Origin of the sequence: Bacillus sp. CH_70, from assembly GCF_038007045.1 — a bacterium.
Taxonomy (GTDB): Bacteria; Bacillota; Bacilli; order Bacillales; family Bacillaceae_G; genus Bacillus_A; species Bacillus_A cereus.
Window position 1 is genome coordinate 2,783,924 of the sequence record NZ_JBBOWL010000001.1, and the last position, 22,151, is coordinate 2,806,074.

Sequence of the window (22,151 nt, forward strand, 5' to 3'; positions counted from 1 at the left end):
TGTAACCATCCCTTACTAATTTTTCTTACGAAACCATTCTGTTCCAAAGTCAACTATATCACGCTGTTTCATTAGACGACACGTTGCATTCCCTATCTTCCCGTTTTTTACAGTTCCTTTTCGCTCAAACTCCACACCAATTTCTACAAACTTCTCAGATTCGTAATCCATTTCAACAAACTCTTTCCACACTCTTTCACCGTTTTCTATAATAGGTGCTCCTACTTGTATTAACTCACATGCACCAGTACGCACCTCGGATAAATGAACAGACGTATTTGAATCATATCCAACACCAATTAATAATACGTACCCGTCTAAATCGTATATTTTTCTTAATGGAGATTCTTCTCCAAAGCTCATTGATAATGAATGGTTCATTGTTATTTCTACTGCATGTTTTCCCCATGCAGCAAAACTTCCTAACGGATGATTACTACGTACTACATTCGGATATGTACGAAAACATTCAACTATTTCACCCATTCCCCTTGTTGGGGTTATACGTGAATCAAATGCAGGGACGTTATCTCGGATAATTTGCCACCAGTCTTCCGGTACAGGTGGTCTTGACCAATGTTTCGGATCAGACAAATCCGAAGATTGCGTTGGCATTATTATCGTTCCTTCTTCCGTAACAACTTTCATTAATGCTTCTACTACAGCAACCGCACCACCAGATATCCATCCGATAGAACTTAGTGATGAATGAACGATAATTGTCATTCCTTTTTCGATTCCTAATGCTTTTAAATCTTTTGTTATTGTTTCGATTGTATTTGGAAATTGTGTGCTTGCTACTATTTCATTCATTTTCATATTGGTTCCCTCACTAGCCACGTAAATTTAAACTTTTATATAAATATATTATCATATTTTTCTTAATTTTTAACTTAATCATATTCATTACTACAAAAATATGTATATGGGTGTACTGAAGCCTCAAAACTCTATTAAAATCGTAGATAATGATGAGCGAGAGTTTTTTCAAATGAAGAAAAATGTAAATCTTATTTTTTCAAGCTATACTCCATATGCATATTTTTATACTATTTTTCCAAATAACAATGAAATCTTTCGATTCCCGTATATTTTTCTCCTAAACTTTTAACTTGAAAACCAATTCTTTTATAAAATTCTACCGCCCCATCATCTGTCTCTGCTTCTATATAAGTCAATTGATATATCCTTACCACTTCTTTAATCATTTGCAGTGCAATTCCTTTTTGACGATAATCTGAATCCACTGCTATATGGCATACTCGTGCTTTAGTTGCTCCGATTACTTCAATACCTATACAAGCTTTTTCTTCATATTTGTACAAAGTCCCTTTATTCATTTGGTAAAATAATACTGCCTTCTTTAAGCTTATTTCATTTGGACCGACGGCATATTGTAGCACATTTAATATTGAATCTTTTTCAATTTGTTCAACACGCTGTAAATTCATATTTTCATCCCTTTCTATGAAAAAAGACTAGCTTTTAATAAAAAGAGCTAATCTCATTACGCCGTTATTTTTTCTTCTTTTTTTACAACGACAGCCACATAACTATGAAGTACCATTCCAATAATAACGAGACTCATACCAATCCAAGATAATGATGACGGAATTGGTGCAGATAACCAGATCAGCTCTCCTACTAGCGCAAATAAAACTTCACCAGACTGCGTCGCTTCCACTGTTGCTAGTTTTTGTGGATCATCTTTCACAAGATCTGTTGCAAAGAAAAATAATATTGTCGCGATTAACCCAGAACTAACTGCTACAATAAAACATTGAAGAACTTGGTTACTTGACGGTAATCCGCCAGTTGATACTTCGTAACCAGATAATAAAAACCAAAATGGTAAACTTGCTAATGTCATACCGAGTACTCGCTGAAATACATCTAATTCCCCTTTACAAACTTGCATCATTTTTCGATTTCCAAGAGGATACGCAAATGCTGCAATAAGTACAGGAACTACACATAAAACGGTTTCACGAATACCTAATGAAGAAGCATGTTCTACTTGCATGAGAACAACACCGAATAAAATAATGCCCGACATAACTAATTCCTTCATCGGAAGTTTTTTATGTAGTGGATCCACCGCAAAAAATGGTGTTAACAAAATCCCTGCAACGATTGTAATTTGCCATGTTGATGCAACGAGCCAACCTGGTCCGAACGCTCCAGCAAAACTAAGCGGTGCATAAAAGAGACCAAATCCAACGATACTCCATACTAACCATTCTTTCGGATTGTTTTTCATATATTGAAAGAGTTGCTTTAAGTTCCCTCTATACATAACAATAAGTAATAGCATTGGAACCATAAAATAATACCGTAATGATGCACTCCAAATCCAGCTTCCACCTTCTAAGTCCATTGCCCGGTTTAAAACAAAAGTAAAGGCAAAGAAAAATGATGCCAGTATCCCTATAACAATTGCTTTCATTGTAAAACCCCTTGTATTTAATTTTTAATCTCTACAACATATATTTTAGTATACGCGATGAAAAATCTACATACAAACTTACATTTCACTTTCCATTCACTTGCAATGAAAAAGATAATAATACATTCATTCATTTATTATACTTAATATAAAAACATTAAACAGAAATAATTTTAAAAATAAGTTACTTCTATGAATGTGATAACACTGAAAATATACAGAGCCTCTATACAATCTATTTTATTTGTACTTTCTTTCGGAGTTGTTTTCCTTCTAATAAGTGTTTTATCTTTAATGGAAGAATTTGATTTACTAGGAATTATTTCAATATTTTTCTCCTTATGGCTACTAAAGTATGCCCTAACCTTATGGAAAACACGTGCAAACGATATAGGTTCCTATTGGGATGATGAAGGAATTGTAGTAGATTTGCATGGGAATAAAGTGTATTGGTATGAAATCAAGGATATTACATACCAAAATTTTCAAGGGTCAAAATCTACCTTAATCTCGACCCATTATACTCACCATGAAAATATACGAATCCGCCATAAAAGATGGCTACCAACTATTGCACATTCAATTTACTGGTTTTCTATTGAAAAACCAAAAGATTATCATAAAAATTTAATGATAGCTTGGGAAGAAAAGCAAACAAATAAAAATAAACGCCTCCTTTAATTATTATTTAGGGGCGTTTGTTCATTCAAAAATTAAAGAATATGTAGTTTATATTCTCTATATAATTTCCTCAATCGACTTATATGTGCTTGATGATACCGATTATGATCTGCTATATGCCAAATTCCCCATCTTATAGTCGTATTTTCCCCTTTTTCATATAAAACTTCCTCTCTTAAAAGAACAACACCATATGTTCATCATCACTATACACACCATTCATTTTTATAGCCCTTTTTTCAATTCCGTACGTTTTAAATCCCATTGATTCATATAATCGTTTGGCTGGTTCGTTCGTTGACACAACCCCTAAGTTCAATTGCTCTAGCTTCATCTCTTTTGCCCTTTCAATTGCTTTACGTATTAAATCACGTGCAAGACCACTTCTTCGATTTTCAGTATCTACATACATTGCAACGATATGCCCTTTATGCTTATATGCGTCCTTTTCTTCTGTTAATAAAGTAACAACCCCAACTAAACCATTTTCATTATTAAAAGCACCAAATGTAAAACTACTGTTGGATGAAAGATTACTAGCAACGCGTTCAAGAGGGTTTTCTTGACGTACTGCTTCTTCATAAGTCGTTACAAATGCTTCTGGATTTACTTGTAGTGCTTGTAAACGTAACTCCCAATATTGTTTTGCATCCGCTTTTGTAAGTAATCGAATCATTTTATCTTCCCCTTTTTAATTGACATAATATTTTTATAGGTTATTATTTTTTGATTCATACTCTTCTTTTAATATACTGTAACGATAGCGATGAATGAACTTTCCCTGTCTCAATCGATCATTTCTCATTAACCCTTCGCATACAAATCCGGCATTTTCATAGCTCTTTTTAGCTTGTGTATTATCTTCATCTACACGTAACCAAATTTTCTCCAATTCAAACTGGGAAAAACCTATTTGTAGCATGCTGTTTAGAGCTGCCATTCCAAATCCTTTCCCCCAATAGTCTTTATTTCCAATCGCAATTCCTAGTTCTGCATTTTTATTTGTTTTATCAAAATTTTTAAGGTCTACCCATCCAATATGTATACCTTTCTCAGTAACGATCGCCCTTTGTTCATAACCATTTTTTCGGCTTATACAAGCTTCAATTCAGATTCTCGTATCTCCACGAGTGAACGGAGGATATTGGTCTGGTACGACTAAATGCTTTGTTACATCGCTATCTAACGACCATTGATAGCGATCTTCTACATCATCTAGTGTCAATTCTCTTAATTGAACATATGGTACATTCATTTTTCTCTCCCCTTTTTATTTACCAATAGAAAATCCTTCGAACACTCTTCCACCATACTGTTCTAACGTCATTTCTATAAAATGAATTAATTCATTTTTCTCTCCCGTTTTATAAAAATGATCAAAAGCCGCTACAAATTTGTTTGCATATTGCTCATCATATCTTCTTAGCACTCTAATAAACCATTTTGAACTCCCAAGCCACCTACCATTTACTCTTAATACATATTCATGTACTAAATCCGCTAATAAATTAGCGATAAACAATTCTTCTTCTCTTTTTGTTGCACCAATAAAGTCATCTAAAGTATCCGTAATAAAATATCGCTTCTGCTTAATCGTTTCTTCGGTCCATTTAGCTGGTCCTTTATGTAGTAAATCATTCGCTTCTTTTTTTAATTTCTCAACAATTTCCTTTTCCCCTTTTAATGCAACCCCTTCTGAAACTAATTGTGGTAACGACGGTCTCCCTCGATCACAATCCATTTTGAAAAAGGTTTTATATGTTGTAAAATTATGAACAAACACCTCAACAGGCCATCCATTACTATAGAAAGATTCTCTATAACAAGAAGTTAAACTTTGGTCAACTATTACAATATCAAGGTCAGATGTTTTCGTCGCTTCTCCTCGTGCAACGCTTCCACCGAGTAAAGCTACATCACAATTCGGAAATTGTGATGTAATTATGCTTTGTGCTGCTTCAATTGGTTTCATAGCCGTTCCTCTTTTCTTATTTCACTTTCTTTTTTTGAGCTCTTTCTCTCGCTTTTTTTATATAGCTTTCTGCATCTGGTGTTTTACATGATGTTGCACCGTGATCAACCTCTACTTTTCCAATTTCACGTGCAATTTCAATCGCTTGTCGCTCTAAGTCTTCATTACGAATTCCTATTGCGATTAAAGCACTATTCATCGCTTCTTTTTTTCTATTTTTTTCATTATGTATATTTTCTTTAATCTCTTCTAAGTATGGAGAGAAGAAATCATCATGTAACGCTTTATTTTTAATCGATATATTTGCTAATAAAGACCAGCCAGCTCTTCCAATCCATTCATCATTAGACTTTGTCCACTCTTCCATTCTTTCTTTTGCAATTGGCGAAGTACATATAGATGTCATAAAAACATCCATTAAACAGTAATAATCAACATCCTGAACCCAACTATTAAGCTGTTCTGCTGTTATATTCTTCGGGTCTAAAATATAAGTTGCTAATATCATTGCGTCCATATTTTTCGTTTCCCACAATTCAACTGCTAAATCGTGATCTTTTTTTATTTTCTTTTTTAACAATTTTAAATTTGCAAAACTAACTCCGAATAGTGGCTCTTTCGCTCCGTGGTTTTTATACGTTTTACGATTTTGTTCTGTTCCATATTCCTCTAGTTGCTGCATTACTTCCTCAAGTAACATATACCCACCTCTTTACCTTTTATGTTGACTGTATATATGTATGTACGATATATTCTACATTACTTTTCGGTTTTCCTATATTTATTTTTAAAATACGGTATGTGAAATTTCTAAACATTGCACAGCTACACCATTAAAAAACTGTACATGTTAAACATACAGTTTTTTAATGGTATCAATTTTGCGTAGAATAAGATATAAACTACAATAGAACTTTTAATGGTCCTCTCTATCATTTGGTCTATTCCCTATTTTCAACTAAATTTTTTACATCTGACCACTCTTCTATTGATCCTGCGTCCGGAAAAACTGTAACTACATTAAAATTCGCACCTTTTTCTTTCCCAATTTGTTTAGCTGCTAATAAATTCGCTGCCGCAGAAGTTCCTATTTTTATACCAGTATCTTTGTAAAAACGTGCCATTTCATACAGGGTATCTTCATATGAATAAGTCCATTGTTTTTCTATCAAATTTTCTTCCTGTTCTATGAAATGTTGTTTCCTTCCTAAGCCGAACCCACCTGATCCAGCATATTTCTTTAAATCATTTGGTGGTTGTTCCGAACCATAAGGCAATTCAGCAGGCATTACTAAATGTAGTTCAACATTTTTTGTATAATTCTTTATTGCTGTATAGACTCCCATTAGAGTTCCACCAGTACCAGCAGATGCTACCCATGCATGTATTGGTTTTCCAATCATTTGTGCAATAATTTCTCGCCCTGTACCTTCTATATGACTTACTAGATTTGCATTATTATAATGTTGGAATAAAAAGTATAATTCTGGATTTTGTTTACTAATCTCTACTGTTTTCTCAATTACTGCGTAGAACCCTTTACATTTATCAACTAAGATTACGTTAGCACCATAACGATCAAGTTCATTTAATAGAGATTTACCGGTTCCAGAACTTAAAACTAACGTGCATTGAATCCCTAAATAATTACAAATACACCCAATTGACCTCGCTAAGCTTCCACCACTATACTCTAAAATATTTTGTTTTTTGTCCGCTTCTTGTAAATATTTATTAATCATTCCAAGTGCTGCCCTATCCTTAATCGATCCTGTAGGATTGTGCCATTCACATTTAGCATAGATAGAAAGGTCCTTCGTTTCTTCGCATTTTAATTTCATGAGAGGTGTATTTCCAACATGTTTAGAAAACTCTTCAAAATAGTTTACTATCATACTTTTATACCTCCTTCATAAATTATGTTTATTACATTTGTTCTCAGCCAAAATACTTTCTACATTTTAATAACTCTCTCAATAAGATCTTCTTATATAAAAATCCCTACAAACACTGTAGGGATTTATGTCTAAATCATTTTGTTACACTCTATTTCATATGAAAATAGTTTCCTTATTCAGATGCATTCATAAGCACAATTCTCCAACCATCTGGATCCTCTATTGTGGTTCCTTTCTCTATCCAATACGGGTTTTCTGGTTCCACCTCATGATAGCCCATATTACTTAATCGATTCACTATCTTTTCAATTTCATCTTTATTAGGCATATAAAAAACTAGTAAATTATCTTTTGTCGGTGCCGGACATGGACTTCCATTAACATGTGTAGTAAACTCCAAATGATACTCTTCATCTGGTAAGCCAAACATAACCCCATCATATCCTTCATGATTGTGAAATTCCCCTATACGTTTTAAACCTAATCCTGTTTCATAAAAACTTATCACTTCTTCAAATTTATCTGTTGGTCTTGCAATTCTAAATTGAACCCAATTCTTCATGCAAATCTCCTCCTTTTCATTTTCCAAAGCTTTATAGTAATTAGTATAGGTTACATATATTCCCTTTAACATCCCTCATTAGTGTGAACTTCCTAAGTTGAAAGACCTATTAGTTAATAAACAATAGGACTTTAGTATAAAATTCATATAAAATTAGTTATATAAATGTAGAGATGAATTACAAGCTATTACGTATGAAATAGTTCTCCTTGCAGGGCCTTTATATACCGATCAGCAGATCTTTGTACAGCTTTATTCGCATCTTCCACCACACCATGAAATGCATTATATAGTCGACTAAATTGGATATCTTTTACCTTCTCTGCCATATCTCTAACTTTATTCGCTGGTAATGGAATGAGATTGGGATAACTATACATAAAACTTACCCATTTTCGATCCGAAACTACTTGTATAATATCACCTGATAACAAAATGCCTTTCCCTTCATTACCGTCTTTCCAATGTATAACAGTTCCGCCCTTAAAATGGCCTCCTAAGCGATGCAATGCAAGTTCTTCCGATAATATCAGATGCTCCCCAGACCAAAATTTAATTTGCTTACTCGGACGAACCACCCACTCTTTATCATCTTCATGAATATAAATAGGTACATTGAATGTTTCCGCCCATTTAACTTGTGTAGAGTAATAATGTGGATGAGAAAGTGCTATTGCTTGAATACCACCTAAATCATATATACGTTGTATCGTTTTATCATCTAAATAACTAATGCAATCCCACATAACATTTAGAGTTTTACTTTGTATTAAAAATGCTGTTTGTCCAATCGCAAATTTAGGTTTAGTAGTAATGCTATACAAACCGCTTTCTTCTTTTATTATTTCGTTTTTGTATAAATTGCTATTTTGCATCGTTTCTAATGTTGTCCATGACTGCCCAATTGGATTAACATATTGTCTTTCCTCATTACAAATTTTACAGCGAGAAGGTGCTTCTTCATTTTCGGGATACTGTACTCCACATGTAGTGCAAATATAATTATCCATATTCCCACTCCTTTTTTCATGTAATTGTTTCTTTACCAATATTTTAATAAAAAGCAAAAATATTCGAATCAATAATTGGAATGAAAATGAAATGATACGAAAGTATGATTAGTCTCCTTTCGTTTTAAGACTTTAGCCTAAGTACTATATTTTTCATTTCTTCTTTCTGTGAAAGTTGCATATCGTTTTTAATAGAAATTCCAAGTAAATTAAACTTTTACCCATTAAATAAGTGAATACATCTTTTCAAAATAAATGAACCTATTCATAGATTTCGTCACACCTTTGACATAGTTGCACTAAGCGATACACATTAGAGGTATAGTATATTTAAAGTAACGATAAAAGAATATTCAATAATTTTATCTTCCTTATCGTTACTAGATTCAATTCGTAACAAATAAAGGAGAGGTTTTAATGGAAATCGTTATTATGCTCTATGATGGAATTACTGCATTAGATGCTATTGGTCCATACGAAGTATTTGCTGCAGAAAGCAACAACAACATAAAATTTGTTGCTAAAACGAAGGGATTAATAAAATTAGATTCGAAAATGGGCTATTTACATGCTGATTACAATTTTAATGAAATTACTTCAGCAGATATTCTTATTATTCCCGGATGTCGTCCACCAAACTTTACACAACTTATGAAGGATGAAGAAACTCTTAATTGGATTCTCCAAATACATAAAACGACAAAGTGGACTACAACTGTATGTACGGGCTCCTTAATCTTAGGTGCTACTGGTCTACTAAATGGTGTTAATGCTACTAGTCATTGGAGCTGTTTTAACTTACTTCGTTCTCTCGGAGCTATTCCAACTGAAGAGAGATTCGTGCGCCATGAAAAAATTATAACAGCTGCTGGTGTATCTGCAGGTATTGATATGGCCCTTCAGTTAATAGCTTGGGAATTTGGAGATGAAAAAAGCAAAGCAGTTCAACTCATGTTAGAATACGACCCTCAGCCTCCCTTTGATACAGGTTCTCCTAAAAAAGCGCATGCATCCTTATTAGAAGATTTAAATTTGATGATTGAAAGTTTAAATAATAAAGTTTAAATTCATCCTATTTTTCAAAACTGCAATTGATATAAAATCTTGCATACTTTTGAGTAAACTTTTTTACACTTGTAAAAAAGTTTTTTTGCATTTCCCTACCTATAATTGCTAATATAGTAGAGTAGAACTTTTATAGAGAGAAGGAAAATTATGCACAATGGAATTCGAATGACAACTTTAGTAAAAAGGGCTATGTTAGTTTGTGCGGGGGTATTATTCACATACGAAGCGGCTTTGGGATCAGTACATACTGCTCTAGCTAGTACAGAGGATGAAGCAAAATCTGTTCAACTTGTAAGTGAGATTCAAACATCTCTTGCTCCGAAAGAAGCTCCTAAACATTATAACGGGCAAGTTAGAAAAGTCGCTTATTTAACATTTGATGATGGTCCTGGAAAATACACAGCTGAGCTTTTAGATATGTTAAAGAAAGAAAATGCAAAAGCAACATTCTTCCTAATTGGTTCAAACGTAAAAGCTTTCCCTGATCTTGTAAAACGCGAAGATGCTGAAGGCCACTACGTTGGGATGCACAGTATGACTCATAACTACAAGAAACTTTACACAGAAGGTCATTACGTAGATGAAATGAAGGAAGACCAAGGCTTAATCGCTGGTGTTTTAGGTAAATCACCAGTATTAACTCGTCCATCTTACGGCTCTATGCCAGGATTAAACGAAGCTCTTCGCAACAAAGTTGTAGAAAATGGCTTAAAAGTTTGGGATTGGACAATTGATTCTTTAGACTGGAAATACAACAAAATGCAAGTTGATGCTGCATCTGCTAAAATTGTAGAGAACGTGTTACATGGTGCTACAAATCCAACAGAAGTTATCCTTATGCATGATATTCATCCACAATCAGTAAAAGCAGTACCTGGAATTATTAAAGGACTGAAAGAAAAAGGATATGAATTAGAAGCATATAATGAGAACGAACATTTCCCATTAAACTTCTGGCATGATAATCGTATGTAATGAAAAGACTTGATTCCCTTTAGCTGGGAATCAAGTCTTTTTGTCGTTTTGGGAATTACTCTTCGTATATTCGACTCAAATTCCCCCTTCTCTAATATCAATAAAAATTCAAAATCACATGTTATACTAAAATTTAGTTTAAATAAGTAGGTGCCATATGATCGTATATACAGTACAAACTGAAGAAGCTTGGAAACAATTTAAGAAACTTGGTTATTTAGAAGGTAATAAAGAATTCATCGATCCAGACGATTTATATTCATATGACTGGATGGTGCGCGTTGCTAAAACAAGATTGCCTCATTACGAAGGTAACTATCCTATTTGGGTCTGGGAAGCAAATAATTACCCAAATCGAAATCATAAAGCTTGGGGTAGAACAAATTCAAAAATGGTAATTTTAACACTAGATGTACCGAAAGAATGGGTACTATGGAGCTATTTTGACTATTGGTGCTGTGCTATGACTGATGGATCAATATATTTACATACAAAAAATAAGTGTACTTTAGATGAATGGTATACATATATGGATAAAAAATACGAGATAATATTTGATTTCGATTATTTATTATCTCATCCTGATTGGTGTCTAGATAAAGAGGATTCGTTAGAAAAACAAGGTGTTATCGGCAACATTCCCCTTTCCTTCGTAAAAAAAGTAAGGCGTTTTCGCGCTAAGGAAGATACATCTATTAATGAAATCAGAAGTGATAACTGGGATAGTAGAAAAGAAAACCGTATTAAAAAGATGAATCGAAAATTAAGAAAAAGAATCGAAAAACAAAAAAGATTGCAAAAGCGACTTATACGAAATTAAAACAGATTTATCAAAATATAGTAAGAAATTATGGATTGAATATAAAATTTCAACCCTTTTTATATTATCAACACTTTAGCACATATTAACCATAAGGAGTGATATGTATATGGAGTTTCTCTCATCTGAATATTTGTCTGCCTTGCTTGCCATCATTGTAATCGATTTAGTGTTAGCCGGAGATAATGCCATCGTAATTGGATTAGCAGCAAGAAGATTACCGAAAGACCAACAAAAAAAAGTTATTATATGGGGTACTGTCGGGGCAATCGCTATTAGAGCCCTCGCTACCTTAGTTGTCGTTTGGTTATTAAAAATACCTGGTTTACTCCTAATTGGCGGTATACTTCTTATATGGATCGCTTACAAGTTGATTGCTGAGGGCAAAAATCATGATATTAAAGCCGAAGAAGGATTTTGGTCTGCTATTAAAACCATTATTATCGCTGATGCGTTAATGGGCATTGATAATGTACTCGCTGTTGCAGGAGCTGCCCATGGTAACTTTTCTTTAGTAATCATTGGTCTATTAGTTTCTATTCCTGTAGTCGTATGGGGCAGTACATTGATTTTAAAATGGGTGGATCGTTTTCCTGTCATCATTACGATTGGAGCAGCGGTTTTAGCTTATACTGCTGCAAAAATGATTGTAGATGAGAAATGGTTTGCTGGATTTTTTGAAAGTAACCCTTTCATTAAATGGACATTTATCATTATTATCATCGTCGGTGTAGTTTTCTTCGGAAAAGCAAAACAAAAAGCAACAGCTAGTTCTGTCTAATAATGATGGTATATTTACAAATAAAAAGCGCTATTCATATGAATAGCGCTTTTTATTATTTAGCTTCCCCTTCCGGAGTCGTTTTTACCTTCGTTTTGTTTTTATCACGATTGTTATAGTTATACTTCGAACGATCTACTGGAGTGAATCCTTCCGGTGTGTAGAATCGTAATAAGTCACCATTTACGACTTGGTCAGAGTATTTTAGTGAGTTTTGAACCATTTGTTCATTTTTCTTTATTTCATCTGTAAATTCTACAGGTTTTCCAGTTGTTGTATCATAGTATTTGCCGTTTAGTGCAGTAACAGTTGGGCTTACGTAGTTACCGTTACGGAACGCAACGACTTGTTTATGCTCTGGTGATAATAAATCTGAACCGAATTGAACATAGTTTTTCGTATCTGTACCTAGTAAGTGTAATAACGTAGGAAGAACGTCAATTTCACCGCCATATTGATGTTGTACGCCACCTTTCACTCCTGGTACACGAACGATTAAAGGTACACGTTGTAACTGTGCATTTTCAAATGAGTTCATTTCTTTACCCATTACTTTTGACATTGCTGCGTTATGATTATCTGAAATACCGTAATGGTCTCCGTACATAACGATAATTGAGTTATCATATAAACCAGATTGTTTCAAGTAATCGATGAAGCCTTTTACAGATTCATCTAAATAGCGTGCTGTTTGGAAGTACGTATCTACTGATGAATCACCTGTTGTTGCTGGTTCAATCGTTGCTTCTGCCTTATCAATTGGATAAGGGAAATGGTTCGATAACGTAATAAACTTCGTATAGAAAGGTTGTTTCAATGTTTGTAATAACGGAATAGATTCATTAAAGAACGGTTTATCTTTTAATCCGTAGTTTACTACGTCTTTTTCATTCATATCGTAGTATGACGCATCAAAGAATTTATTAAAACCAAATGATTTATAAATATCGTCACGGTTCCAGAATGTTTTGTAGTTACCGTGGAATACTGCTGATGTGTATCCTTGTTGTCCTAAAATAGCTGGTGCTGATTGATACGTATTATGAGATTTCGTTGTAAAGACAGAACCTTGCGGTAAACCAAACATTGAATTCTCTAACATAAACTCCGCATCAGATGTTTTCCCTTGTCCTGTCTGATGGAAGAAGTTATCAAAGTATAGTGTATTCGCATCTTTTGTAAATGAGTTTAAGAACGGTGTAACTTCTTGACCATTTAATTTGTAATCAATTAAGAAGTTTTGGAATGACTCTAAATGAATATAAATTACGTTCATTCCCTTTCCTTTACCGAAATACTCAGGATTTGGACTTGCATAAGTTGATGTTAAATAATTTCGTACTTCTGTCATATTATCGCCATCAGCTAATGCTCGTTCTGTCGATGCTTTCGCACTTTGAATTCCATCATAAATTGTGTAGTTGTATGCCCCTAAATATTTCACAATATAATTACGGTCAAACGTTCTTGTTAATAATTCAGGACGGTCAGACTCTGCAAGACCTAAGTTAACACTGAATAATAAAATACCTGCTACAAATACTAGAGATAATTTATGCTTCGCAACACGAATTGGTTTTGGATTTGCAAATTTTGTTGCGACTAACACAATTAATATAATCGTGTCTAAAAAGTATAGTGGATCATAAAGATGTAGCAACGCAAGAATACTACCACCTAAATCTCCAAAGTTATTCGTTTGTGTTAATGTCGGGAACGTAATAAAGTCACTGAAAAAGCGATAGTATACTACGTTTGCGTATAAAAGAATCGACAATAACAAGTTGATAACGATTAACCAAATATAAGATCGTTTCCCTTTTGCAAATAATGCAAGTCCTAAAAATAGAACTGCTGAACTAAGCGGGTTGAAAAACAGCAAGAATTTTTGGATTGTGTTTGAAATTCCTAAATTAAATTCCGTTACATACGCGGCATATGTTTTGAGCCAAAATAAAATAACGGCAAACAGAAAGAATCCAAAATGATTGCTTAACACACTTTTGCTCTTTAATAAGAACTGTTTCATTTCTCCACCTCTTTTAATCATCCAAGGCTTATTTTTTATAAGTCTGTCTCTCTATTCAAATTTTCTTCTTCAAATAGATTATCTTTATTTAACTATATGAAGAATATTAGTAATTATAATTTGAAGCTAGTATTTATTCAACTATTTCTTTTTAAACATTTTGACCTTGGTTTCTATTTAACAAAATAAATTTGTAACATTTCCTGTTTTCTCCCAAGATTCATCCACTAATTATGACATCCCATACTATATACCTTTATAAACTCATTCGCAAACTATTCTATCTCCAATTTTGGTACATATTTCACATGACAAAATAATGTTATTTAATTATATCGCTCATCTTACATTTCCCTACTTCAACTAAATCTTAAATTCATTACATCTCTTCCATACATGAAAAACCCTCATGTTCACTAATGTTATATTTGAATAATTATTCATTTACCCTACCAGTGGTGTTATGTTTTCTCGACAAAAAAACTCGCTCTAAAAAGAGCGAGTTTTTTCATGATATATTATTGACCTTTGTACATTGCATCTACTTGTTTTTGAAGTTCTTCATTTTCTAAGTACTCATCGTAAGTTGCCTCTTTATCGATTACACCGTTTGGTGTTACTTCGATAATGCGGTTTGCAATTGTTTGTACGAACTGATGGTCATGAGATGTGAATAACATTGTACCTTTGAAAGCAATTAAACCGTTGTTTAATGCAGTGATAGACTCAAGGTCTAAGTGGTTCGTTGGATCGTCAAGTGTGATTACGTTCGCACCACTTAACATCATTTTAGATAACATACAACGAACTTTTTCGCCTCCAGATAATACAGAAACGTTCTTCTTAACTTCTTCACCTGAGAATAACATACGGCCTAAGAAACCACGTAAGAAGCTTTCTGACTCATCTTGTGGAGAGAATTGGCGTAACCAATCAACTAAGTTATAGTCACTGTTCTCAAAGTATTTAGAGTTATCTCTTGGGAAGTAAGATTGAGATGTTGTAACACCCCATTTGAATGAACCGCTATCTGGCTCCATTTCACCCATAAGGATTTTAAATAATGTTGTCATCGCGATATCGTTACGACCGATAAATGCAACTTTATCACCTTTATTTAAAGTGAAGTACACATTATCTAACACTTTTTCGCCATCAATTGTTTTAGAAAGGCCTTCAACAGTTAATAAGTCATTTCCTATTTCACGCTCAGGTGTGAAGCCAACGAATGGGTAACGACGTGATGATGGTCTAATATCATCTAATGTAATTTTATCTAATAATTTTTTACGAGAAGTTGCTTGTTTCGCTTTAGATGCGTTTGAGCTAAAGCGTGCAATGAAGTTTTGTAACTCTTTTACTTTCTCTTCTTTTTTCTTATTAGCATCTTGTGTTAATTTTAAAGCTAATTGGCTTGACTCATACCAGAAGTCATAGTTACCAACATAAAGTTGAATTTTACCGAAATCAAGATCAGCCATGTGCGTACATACTTTGTTTAAGAAGTGACGGTCATGGGATACAACGATTACTGTATTTTCAAAGTTCATTAAGAAGTTTTCTAACCATTGAATCGCTTTTAAGTCCAAGTGGTTGGTAGGCTCATCTAGTAATAGAATATCAGGTTTACCGAATAATGCTTGAGCAAGTAATACTTTTACTTTCTCTGCACCAGTCAATTCTGATAATTTTTTGTCATGAAGATCTTCACCAATACCAAGACCTTTTAGAAGGATTGCAGCTTCTGACTCAGCTTCCCAACCGTTAAGCTCAGCGAACTCACCTTCAAGTTCTGCAGCACGCATTCCATCTTCATCACTAAAGTCTTCTTTCATGTAAATAGCATTTTTCTCTTGCATTACTTTGTAAAGTTGCGTGTGACCCATAATTACTGTTTCTAATACTGGGAACTCTTCATATTCGAAGTGGTTCTGTTTTAATACTGCTAGACGCTCACCTGGCGTAATATGTATATCACCTGTTGATGGTTCAATTTCTCCAGATAAAATCTTTAGAAATGTTGATTTACCAGCACCGTTTGCTCCGATTAAACCGTAGCAGTTACCTGGCGTGAATTTTATGTTAACATCTTCAAATAATTTGCGATCCGCGAAACGCAAACTAACGTTACTTACTGTAATCATTTGTGTCCTCCTACTAATACCGCTTATTTCAGCGTTTTCTCACCGATTGTCTTAAAAAATCGCATATTACGACTCAATTATTGTAGACTATAGCTATTATATAGTAGAAGCTGGATGAATAGCAACGGTTGATTACCTTTCTATAATGAAATCGGATAGTTTTTATCCATTCCCCTAGCTATTGTATGTATATCATTGACCTCTTTCTCATATAACCATTCACTTCTCATTCTGTAATACATTGGATTCATTTTTCATTCAAAATTTTATATATAGAAAAACTGTAGAGAAATCATCCCCTACAGTCTTCACTTATTTCGTATTTATTATCTTTTCTTTATAACTCTTCAATTTACTCGTTAACCCCATTAAAGCAGGTAACAATATCGGCATCACGATTAAAGCTAATAGTAATAGTGCAACGCCAACAACTGATGCTACTTGTATAAGTGTTAATACACCTGAAGGGATTAATGCTGCAAATGTCCCTACTAAAATTAGCGCCGCCGATAATACAACTCCTCCTATATGACGAGATGCAGTTATAATTTTCGTTACCGAATCCCCTTCTACCTCGTTATAGCGCATCATTACGAAAATACTATAATCCACTCCTAAAGCGACAATCATAATGAAGCTAAAGAATGGAACATTCCAGCTTAATGACTCTACATGTAATACATGTGCACTAATTTGTTCGCTTATACCAAGCGATGCAAAGTACGCTAATAGTAATGAGCCAATAATAAATATTGTATTTAATAATGAACGTGTAATTACAAGTAATACAATCGCAATTCCAATTAACATAATCGTAGCTGTACGTAAGAAATCTTGCCCCGTTACTTCTTTTAAATCAACGTTTCTAGCTGTTGTTCCGCCAATTGCTGTTTTCGCATCCTTTAATTCCGTTCCCTTTACAGTGCCCTCGATTGTTTTATTGATTTCTTGAATGATCGGCATTGCTTCTTTTGAATACGGATTTACATCTAAAATGATGGTCATTTTAGCAATCTTTCTATCTTGTGACATGTACGTGTTCAATGCTTTTTGGAAATCGTCTCCCTCTAACACTTCTTTTGGAATATAAAACTTCTCAGAGCTTTTCGATTCATTGAGCTCCCCTAAATATTTCTGCGCGTCATGCAGGCCATTGCTTACTTTTCCAAGCCCTTCTGTACTTTTAGATAAACCAGATTGTAATTGCCCCATCTTTTCCTGCAGGTCTTTAAGGCCCGTTAAAAGTTGCCCTTGCCCATCGTTTATTTTCGTTAATCCAGATTGTAACTCAGCTGATTTATTCGCAATTTGTTTTGAACCTGCAGAACCTTCATTTAATCCATTTTTAAGATCCGCTGCTCCCTTTTGTAACTTATTAATTCCATTGTTCATTTCTTTTAAGCCGTTATCCACTTTCAGTAACGATTGATTCGCTTCTTTAAATGAACTCATCGCTGCTTTATGCTGCGTTGCTAATTGATTTAATTCTTTTGAAAGTACATTTAATTGTTTTTGAGCTTCTTTAGCAACCCCTATCGTTTGTTGTATGTTTGAATCATTCGCTAGTTCTGGTTTCGTTTGAACGAAATTGGTCATTAACATTTCAATTTGTTCATATCCCTTTTTCGCACCATCAATTGCTTGAGAAATGCTTCCGAAGTACTGATCGTAAGAGCTTAAACCTTTTTCTAACTGTGCATAGCCAGCATGCAGCTGCGACGTTGCATTAGATAGAACATTTATATTTTCGTTTACTGAAGCTAAGCCACTCTCAATTTGCTGTGCCCCTTGTGCACCGTCGTTTATGCCATTTGATAATTGATGTAAAGCTGTTCCTAATGCTGATACCCCGTTTTTCGCCTCGTTCGTTCCATCAATTAATTTTTGAACATTCGCAAGACTATTTGAATCATTACTTCCCATTTTATTTTTCGCATCCGTTAATCCATCATTAATTTCCTTTATGCCACCATCGGCATCTCCTAATCCTGTATTCAATTCTCCCGCTTGCTTATTTAAATATAATTCTTTTATCTTCTCACCAGTTGGACGTGTTGGTGCATATACTTCTGATACACCTTTAACTTTCAAAATTTTATCAGTTAATTCGTCTAAAATTTGTAGAGAAGTTCCTTCATCCAGCTTTTTATCAGATTGAATGACTAATGTACTCGGTGAAGAGAAACCAGGCGGAAAATGATCCTCTATTACGTTAATACCCATCTTTGATTCATACTTATTATCTACTTCAAATAAATCATTGTAATTTAGTGTATTAGAGTATTTTAATATGAAAGGAATCGATATTACAAATACGATGATTAAAGCGACAAATGGCCTTACTACTGAGTTTTTCGCAAAGAATCCCCATAAGCGACTATCCTCATGACCTTTAAATGTTTTAACTGGATAAAACATTCCTTTTCCTAAAAGCACCATGAAAAATGGATTTAAAGTCGTTAATACGAGTAGTAATACTAAAACACCAATTGCTACCGCTGAAGTAGATTGATATAATTTAAAATTTGCTAACGCAAGTGATGCAAAACCAATTAGCACCGCTATACCGCTATATAATACGGTTTTACCTGCCGATTTAAATGTTTCTTTCGTGGCCCAAAATGCATTTTCTTGTTTACTTAATTCTTCTTTAAACCTCGTATATAATAAAATATTATAATCTGTTCCTACTCCAAAGAGGACGACGACTACGAACACTTGTGTAAAGTTTGAAAATGGGAAATTAAATTGATCTACAAGCTGAGCAATAATCCCCATTGAAACTAAATACGACACACCGACTGTAAGAAGAGAAACAATCGGAACAACTGGTGAACGAAATACGAGGATTAATACTACAAGAATGAAAATGATTGAAATAACTTCTGTCTTTTTCACTCCCTCTTGAGAGGATTTAAGAAAATCACCCGCTATTAAGTCACTTCCTGTTAAATACGTTTTTACTCCTTTCGTTTGCACCTTTTCATGCAGATTATTTGAAACCCTTGATATTTCACCATGTTTTTTATCTATCGATATTTGCGTTAAAATAGTCGTATTATCTTTAGAAACTAATTGTTTCTCCAAGTCTTTATTATCTAAATGCGAAACAACTTCCTTAATTCCTAATTGCACTTTTTCATTTTGCAGGGCGTTGATCGTTTTTGTTATTTCCTTCTTTTGTTCATCTGTTAAAGCTGCCTTATTGCCACTATTAAAAACGGCTATAATTTCATACTTTTCAACCCCTTCTTTATCCATCTCTTTAATCATCTTGTCAGCAATGCTGCTTTGTTCTGTATTAGGGATTGTAATTTTCCCTTTTTCCTTCACTAATTTATCCATATTAGGCATCGTTACGACCATTGTAATAGTAATAACTATCCATAATAGAAAAGATAAACTTCTCCAACTTTTTAACTTGCTCATTTGAATCATCTCCCATTATAAAATCCACATGTGGAATGAATATTCATTCCTAATCTTTTGGAAACACTTTCCGGAATGAACGTTCATTCCTATCATTCTATTAATTTATTAATTAACTTTATTAAACTAGGTGAATCGGAATGAATATTCATTCCTTTAGTTATAAAGAGTTATCATCTCCTGTTATTCTTTTTCATACCTCTCTCGGAATGAATGTTCATTCCTATCCTTATAACGCTATAGAATCAAATGATTCTAATAGCATTCCAACAACTTTCTTCCAATTCCTTTACCAATTCATCTGTATATTCTAACTGCCCTGTTTCCATTACTTTAATTAATTTTTCAATTGGTTGATATACAATAATAATTAAAGCAATTGGTGGTAATGGACGAAGCAAACCTTTTTCGATTCCATCTTCAATCAAGTTCATGAAGAAACCCATGAAGTCCTCGAATATTTCATTGCTATGTTCATCTAGAAAATAACTATCACAGTGAGAATTTGTAAAAAGAAAAGCATCTGCATTTTGTCTCGCAAATTCAAATAAACGGTTGTATGTATGGCTAAACTGTTCACGAATATTTGCATCGACCGGGAAATCATTTTTTATTAATTCTGATAGTTGTAAAACACTTTTCGTAAATAAAGAATTAACAAGCGCTTCTTTATTTTCAAAATAACGGTAGATCGTACCTGCGCCTACTTTTGCTTTTTCAGCAATCATCGGAATTGTTGTACCATCATAACCTCGTTCTGCAAAAAGTTGTATTGCAGCATCAAAAATATCCTCTTGTTTGTTTTTAGCCATTTTTCCACCTCAATTTCCAGGAATGAAAATTCATTCCGTTTTTAATTATAAATTACATGAATTAAAAGTCAAGTGCGTGACAAAGTATAGCTGTGATTTTTTATCCTCTATTTGTGAATGAAATTATATGAACGACTTTCTGGATATATTGGCACAACTCTAATTATATCAGCGATTTTCATGATATATTGACTTACCGAAAGAAATTCACAATATAAGAGGAAGCTATCCCGAAATTCCACTTAGGATAGCCCACCTTCATACATATAAATTAAAAGAAATCATAAATAAATGGCTTACGCACTGGTACTAGATTCTCAATTGACCGTATTGCCTCGTCACTTCCACTAATTAATTCAAGTTCATTTAGTTCTAATGGGCGTTTATAACCAAACATTATTGCCGATAGTGCATTTATATCCAGTTTTATTCCTTTTTCCGTTGTTTCTTCTACAATTATTATTTCATGATTTGCAAGTCTCACTGTTACGTTATTCCACGGAGCAAATGCGTCTGTAATGTGTAGGATCACTTCTTGCTGTACATTGTTCCAATTCAACTCATATTGTTTTAAGAACTGCTCTACATCTACAATTCTTCCCATAAAATATGGTTTTATTTCTGTCTTCACGCGTGGCTCTTGCAATGAATATAACAACGGTTCGTTTTCACTTACTGTCATTTCAAGTTCTTTAATCATAGAATCATGCTGGCAAATAAAGTTCCACAGACCATTTCGTGCTTCATTATGTAGTGGTACAAATTCTTCTACTGTCATTTTATAGTTTTCTATTTTGTATAACATGTAACCTGCTGCCTTTTTATTTTCATCATAGTAAATCGCTAATGTTAAATCATCATAAACCGCTTGTAACCACCAGTTCTTCTCTCGAACTAGCATACCTGAAAAACGTTCTGCAAATACTTCATAGAGCTTTTCGACCTCTTCTGGATGCTTTTCTTTATTGAAACGTTTCACAGTGCCATTTACTTGTTTTTTCATCACTAAATCGCTCTTAGTCATATGACATATGACTAAATTCGCACAAAGTTCCCAGCCGTATTTACGGTAAAATGAAACCGCAAATGGATGTAACATAGAGACTGTATAGCCATCTTTTTTCATTATTTGAAGTGAATGTTGAAGTAGCTCTTTTACATACCCACTTCTTCTATACTCAGGATACGTCGCTACCCCTGCAACGCCACCCATTTTAAATTTTTCTTTACCTATGTAAATATGAAACGGAATAAGATGTAGTTTTGCTGCTAAGTCTTCCCCTTCCATAATGCCGTATATTTCATGACTTTCCTTCATCTTTGTAAGTTGCTGCTGTAATCGTTCCTCATCTACTTTATATTGAAAAGCGTATTCTGATAAACGTAATGCTTCTCTGAACTTATCTTCTTTTAATTGTATGACATTCATATAATTCTCCTCCATTCCCTGTTTGAATTGTATCACAATTCTTTCTATTATAGTTCGGTAAGTGAAATTAGAAAGACGTTTTAACAAAAAAAGCA

General features: G+C 33.7%; 19 protein-coding genes and 2 pseudogenes. 5 read left to right on the forward strand and 16 right to left on the reverse strand.

What is annotated here, in order from left to right; translation table 11 throughout:
- Window positions 1-15: 15 nt before the first annotated feature.
- The 3 genes from N2V79_RS14215 to N2V79_RS14225 form a co-directional block, all read right to left on the reverse strand.
- Window positions 16-819 carry an aminoglycoside N(3)-acetyltransferase gene (locus tag N2V79_RS14215; RefSeq protein WP_000783341.1) on the reverse strand — a complete coding sequence of 268 codons (804 nt, stop codon included), beginning with the start codon at window positions 817-819 and terminating at the stop codon, window positions 16-18.
- Between the two features lie 230 nt (window positions 820-1,049).
- Window positions 1,050-1,451 (reverse strand): GNAT family N-acetyltransferase, encoded by a 402-nt coding sequence (locus N2V79_RS14220; protein ID WP_088024654.1) that lies wholly within the window; start codon window positions 1,449-1,451, stop codon window positions 1,050-1,052.
- Between the two features lie 56 nt (window positions 1,452-1,507).
- Complete coding sequence (locus N2V79_RS14225) at window positions 1,508-2,446, reverse strand: DMT family transporter (protein WP_242806241.1); 939 nt, start codon at window positions 2,444-2,446, stop codon at window positions 1,508-1,510.
- A gap of 294 nt (window positions 2,447-2,740) precedes the next feature.
- Here N2V79_RS14225 and N2V79_RS14230 point away from each other — a divergent pair, with 294 nt between their 5' ends.
- On the forward strand, window positions 2,741-3,127 hold the full coding sequence (locus N2V79_RS14230; RefSeq protein ID WP_000390805.1) for a hypothetical protein: 387 nt from the start codon (window positions 2,741-2,743) through the stop codon (window positions 3,125-3,127).
- Window positions 3,128-3,159: 32 nt separating this feature from the next.
- On the opposite strand, the pseudogene N2V79_RS14235 reads toward N2V79_RS14230, so the two are convergent.
- From N2V79_RS14235 to N2V79_RS14270, 8 genes and pseudogenes are all read right to left on the reverse strand, one after another.
- Window positions 3,160-3,306: pseudogene (locus N2V79_RS14235) on the reverse strand (DinB family protein); the annotation flags it as partial.
- A complete protein-coding gene (locus tag N2V79_RS14240) occupies window positions 3,303-3,803 on the reverse strand; it encodes a GNAT family N-acetyltransferase (RefSeq protein ID WP_340719977.1) in 501 nt (166 codons plus the stop codon). The pseudogene N2V79_RS14235 and the gene N2V79_RS14240, both read right to left, overlap by 4 nt.
- Before the next feature lie 33 nt (window positions 3,804-3,836).
- Window positions 3,837-4,382 (reverse strand): annotated as a pseudogene (locus N2V79_RS14245) (GNAT family N-acetyltransferase).
- A 15-nt stretch (window positions 4,383-4,397) separates the two neighbouring features.
- On the reverse strand, window positions 4,398-5,099 hold the full coding sequence (locus tag N2V79_RS14250; protein ID WP_000802433.1) for a nucleotidyltransferase domain-containing protein: 702 nt from the start codon (window positions 5,097-5,099) through the stop codon (window positions 4,398-4,400).
- A gap of 16 nt (window positions 5,100-5,115) precedes the next feature.
- On the reverse strand, window positions 5,116-5,799 hold the full coding sequence (locus N2V79_RS14255) for a DNA alkylation repair protein (protein ID WP_200458242.1): 684 nt from the start codon (window positions 5,797-5,799) through the stop codon (window positions 5,116-5,118).
- Between the two features lie 241 nt (window positions 5,800-6,040).
- Window positions 6,041-6,994 carry a PLP-dependent cysteine synthase family protein gene (locus N2V79_RS14260; protein WP_242806239.1) on the reverse strand — a complete coding sequence of 318 codons (954 nt, stop codon included), beginning with the start codon at window positions 6,992-6,994 and terminating at the stop codon, window positions 6,041-6,043.
- 175 nt (window positions 6,995-7,169) lie between these two features.
- Window positions 7,170-7,559 carry a VOC family protein gene (locus N2V79_RS14265; RefSeq protein WP_000800670.1) on the reverse strand — a complete coding sequence of 130 codons (390 nt, stop codon included), beginning with the start codon at window positions 7,557-7,559 and terminating at the stop codon, window positions 7,170-7,172.
- Window positions 7,560-7,747: 188 nt separating this feature from the next.
- Window positions 7,748-8,569, reverse strand: a complete 822-nt coding sequence (locus tag N2V79_RS14270; protein ID WP_242806238.1) for a hypothetical protein — start codon at window positions 8,567-8,569, stop codon at window positions 7,748-7,750.
- 417 nt (window positions 8,570-8,986) lie between these two features.
- On the opposite strand from N2V79_RS14270, the gene N2V79_RS14275 reads away from it, so the two are divergent.
- The 4 genes from N2V79_RS14275 (at window position 8,987) to N2V79_RS14290 (ending at window position 12,213) form a co-directional block, all read left to right on the forward strand.
- Window positions 8,987-9,634 carry a DJ-1/PfpI family protein gene (locus N2V79_RS14275; RefSeq protein ID WP_000407025.1) on the forward strand — a complete coding sequence of 216 codons (648 nt, stop codon included), beginning with the start codon at window positions 8,987-8,989 and terminating at the stop codon, window positions 9,632-9,634.
- Window positions 9,635-9,784: 150 nt separating this feature from the next.
- Entirely contained in the window at window positions 9,785-10,612 is an 828-nt protein-coding gene (locus tag N2V79_RS14280) for a peptidoglycan-N-acetylglucosamine deacetylase (RefSeq protein WP_000551449.1), read from the forward strand.
- 157 nt (window positions 10,613-10,769) lie between these two features.
- The gene (locus N2V79_RS14285; RefSeq protein WP_000637700.1) at window positions 10,770-11,432 is read left to right on the forward strand and encodes a DUF3841 domain-containing protein; all 663 of its coding nucleotides are present in this window, start codon (window positions 10,770-10,772) and stop codon (window positions 11,430-11,432) included.
- A gap of 109 nt (window positions 11,433-11,541) precedes the next feature.
- Window positions 11,542-12,213 carry a TerC family protein gene (locus N2V79_RS14290; protein ID WP_053564170.1) on the forward strand — a complete coding sequence of 224 codons (672 nt, stop codon included), beginning with the start codon at window positions 11,542-11,544 and terminating at the stop codon, window positions 12,211-12,213.
- 55 nt (window positions 12,214-12,268) lie between these two features.
- Here N2V79_RS14290 and N2V79_RS14295 read toward each other — a convergent pair whose 3' ends face one another.
- The 5 genes from N2V79_RS14295 to N2V79_RS14315 form a co-directional block, all read right to left on the reverse strand.
- Window positions 12,269-14,242, reverse strand: coding sequence for an LTA synthase family protein (locus N2V79_RS14295; protein ID WP_000808748.1), 1,974 nt, complete (start codon window positions 14,240-14,242; stop codon window positions 12,269-12,271).
- A gap of 518 nt (window positions 14,243-14,760) precedes the next feature.
- Window positions 14,761-16,386 (reverse strand): ABC-F family ATP-binding cassette domain-containing protein, encoded by a 1,626-nt coding sequence (locus tag N2V79_RS14300; RefSeq protein WP_000633860.1) that lies wholly within the window; start codon window positions 16,384-16,386, stop codon window positions 14,761-14,763.
- Between the two features lie 312 nt (window positions 16,387-16,698).
- Window positions 16,699-19,815, reverse strand: a complete 3,117-nt coding sequence (locus N2V79_RS14305; RefSeq protein ID WP_340719978.1) for an MMPL family transporter — start codon at window positions 19,813-19,815, stop codon at window positions 16,699-16,701.
- 245 nt (window positions 19,816-20,060) lie between these two features.
- A complete protein-coding gene (locus tag N2V79_RS14310) occupies window positions 20,061-20,627 on the reverse strand; it encodes a TetR/AcrR family transcriptional regulator (protein ID WP_001107290.1) in 567 nt (188 codons plus the stop codon).
- Between the two features lie 271 nt (window positions 20,628-20,898).
- Window positions 20,899-22,056, reverse strand: a complete 1,158-nt coding sequence (locus N2V79_RS14315; protein WP_340719979.1) for a GNAT family N-acetyltransferase — start codon at window positions 22,054-22,056, stop codon at window positions 20,899-20,901.
- Window positions 22,057-22,151 lie beyond the last annotated feature (95 nt).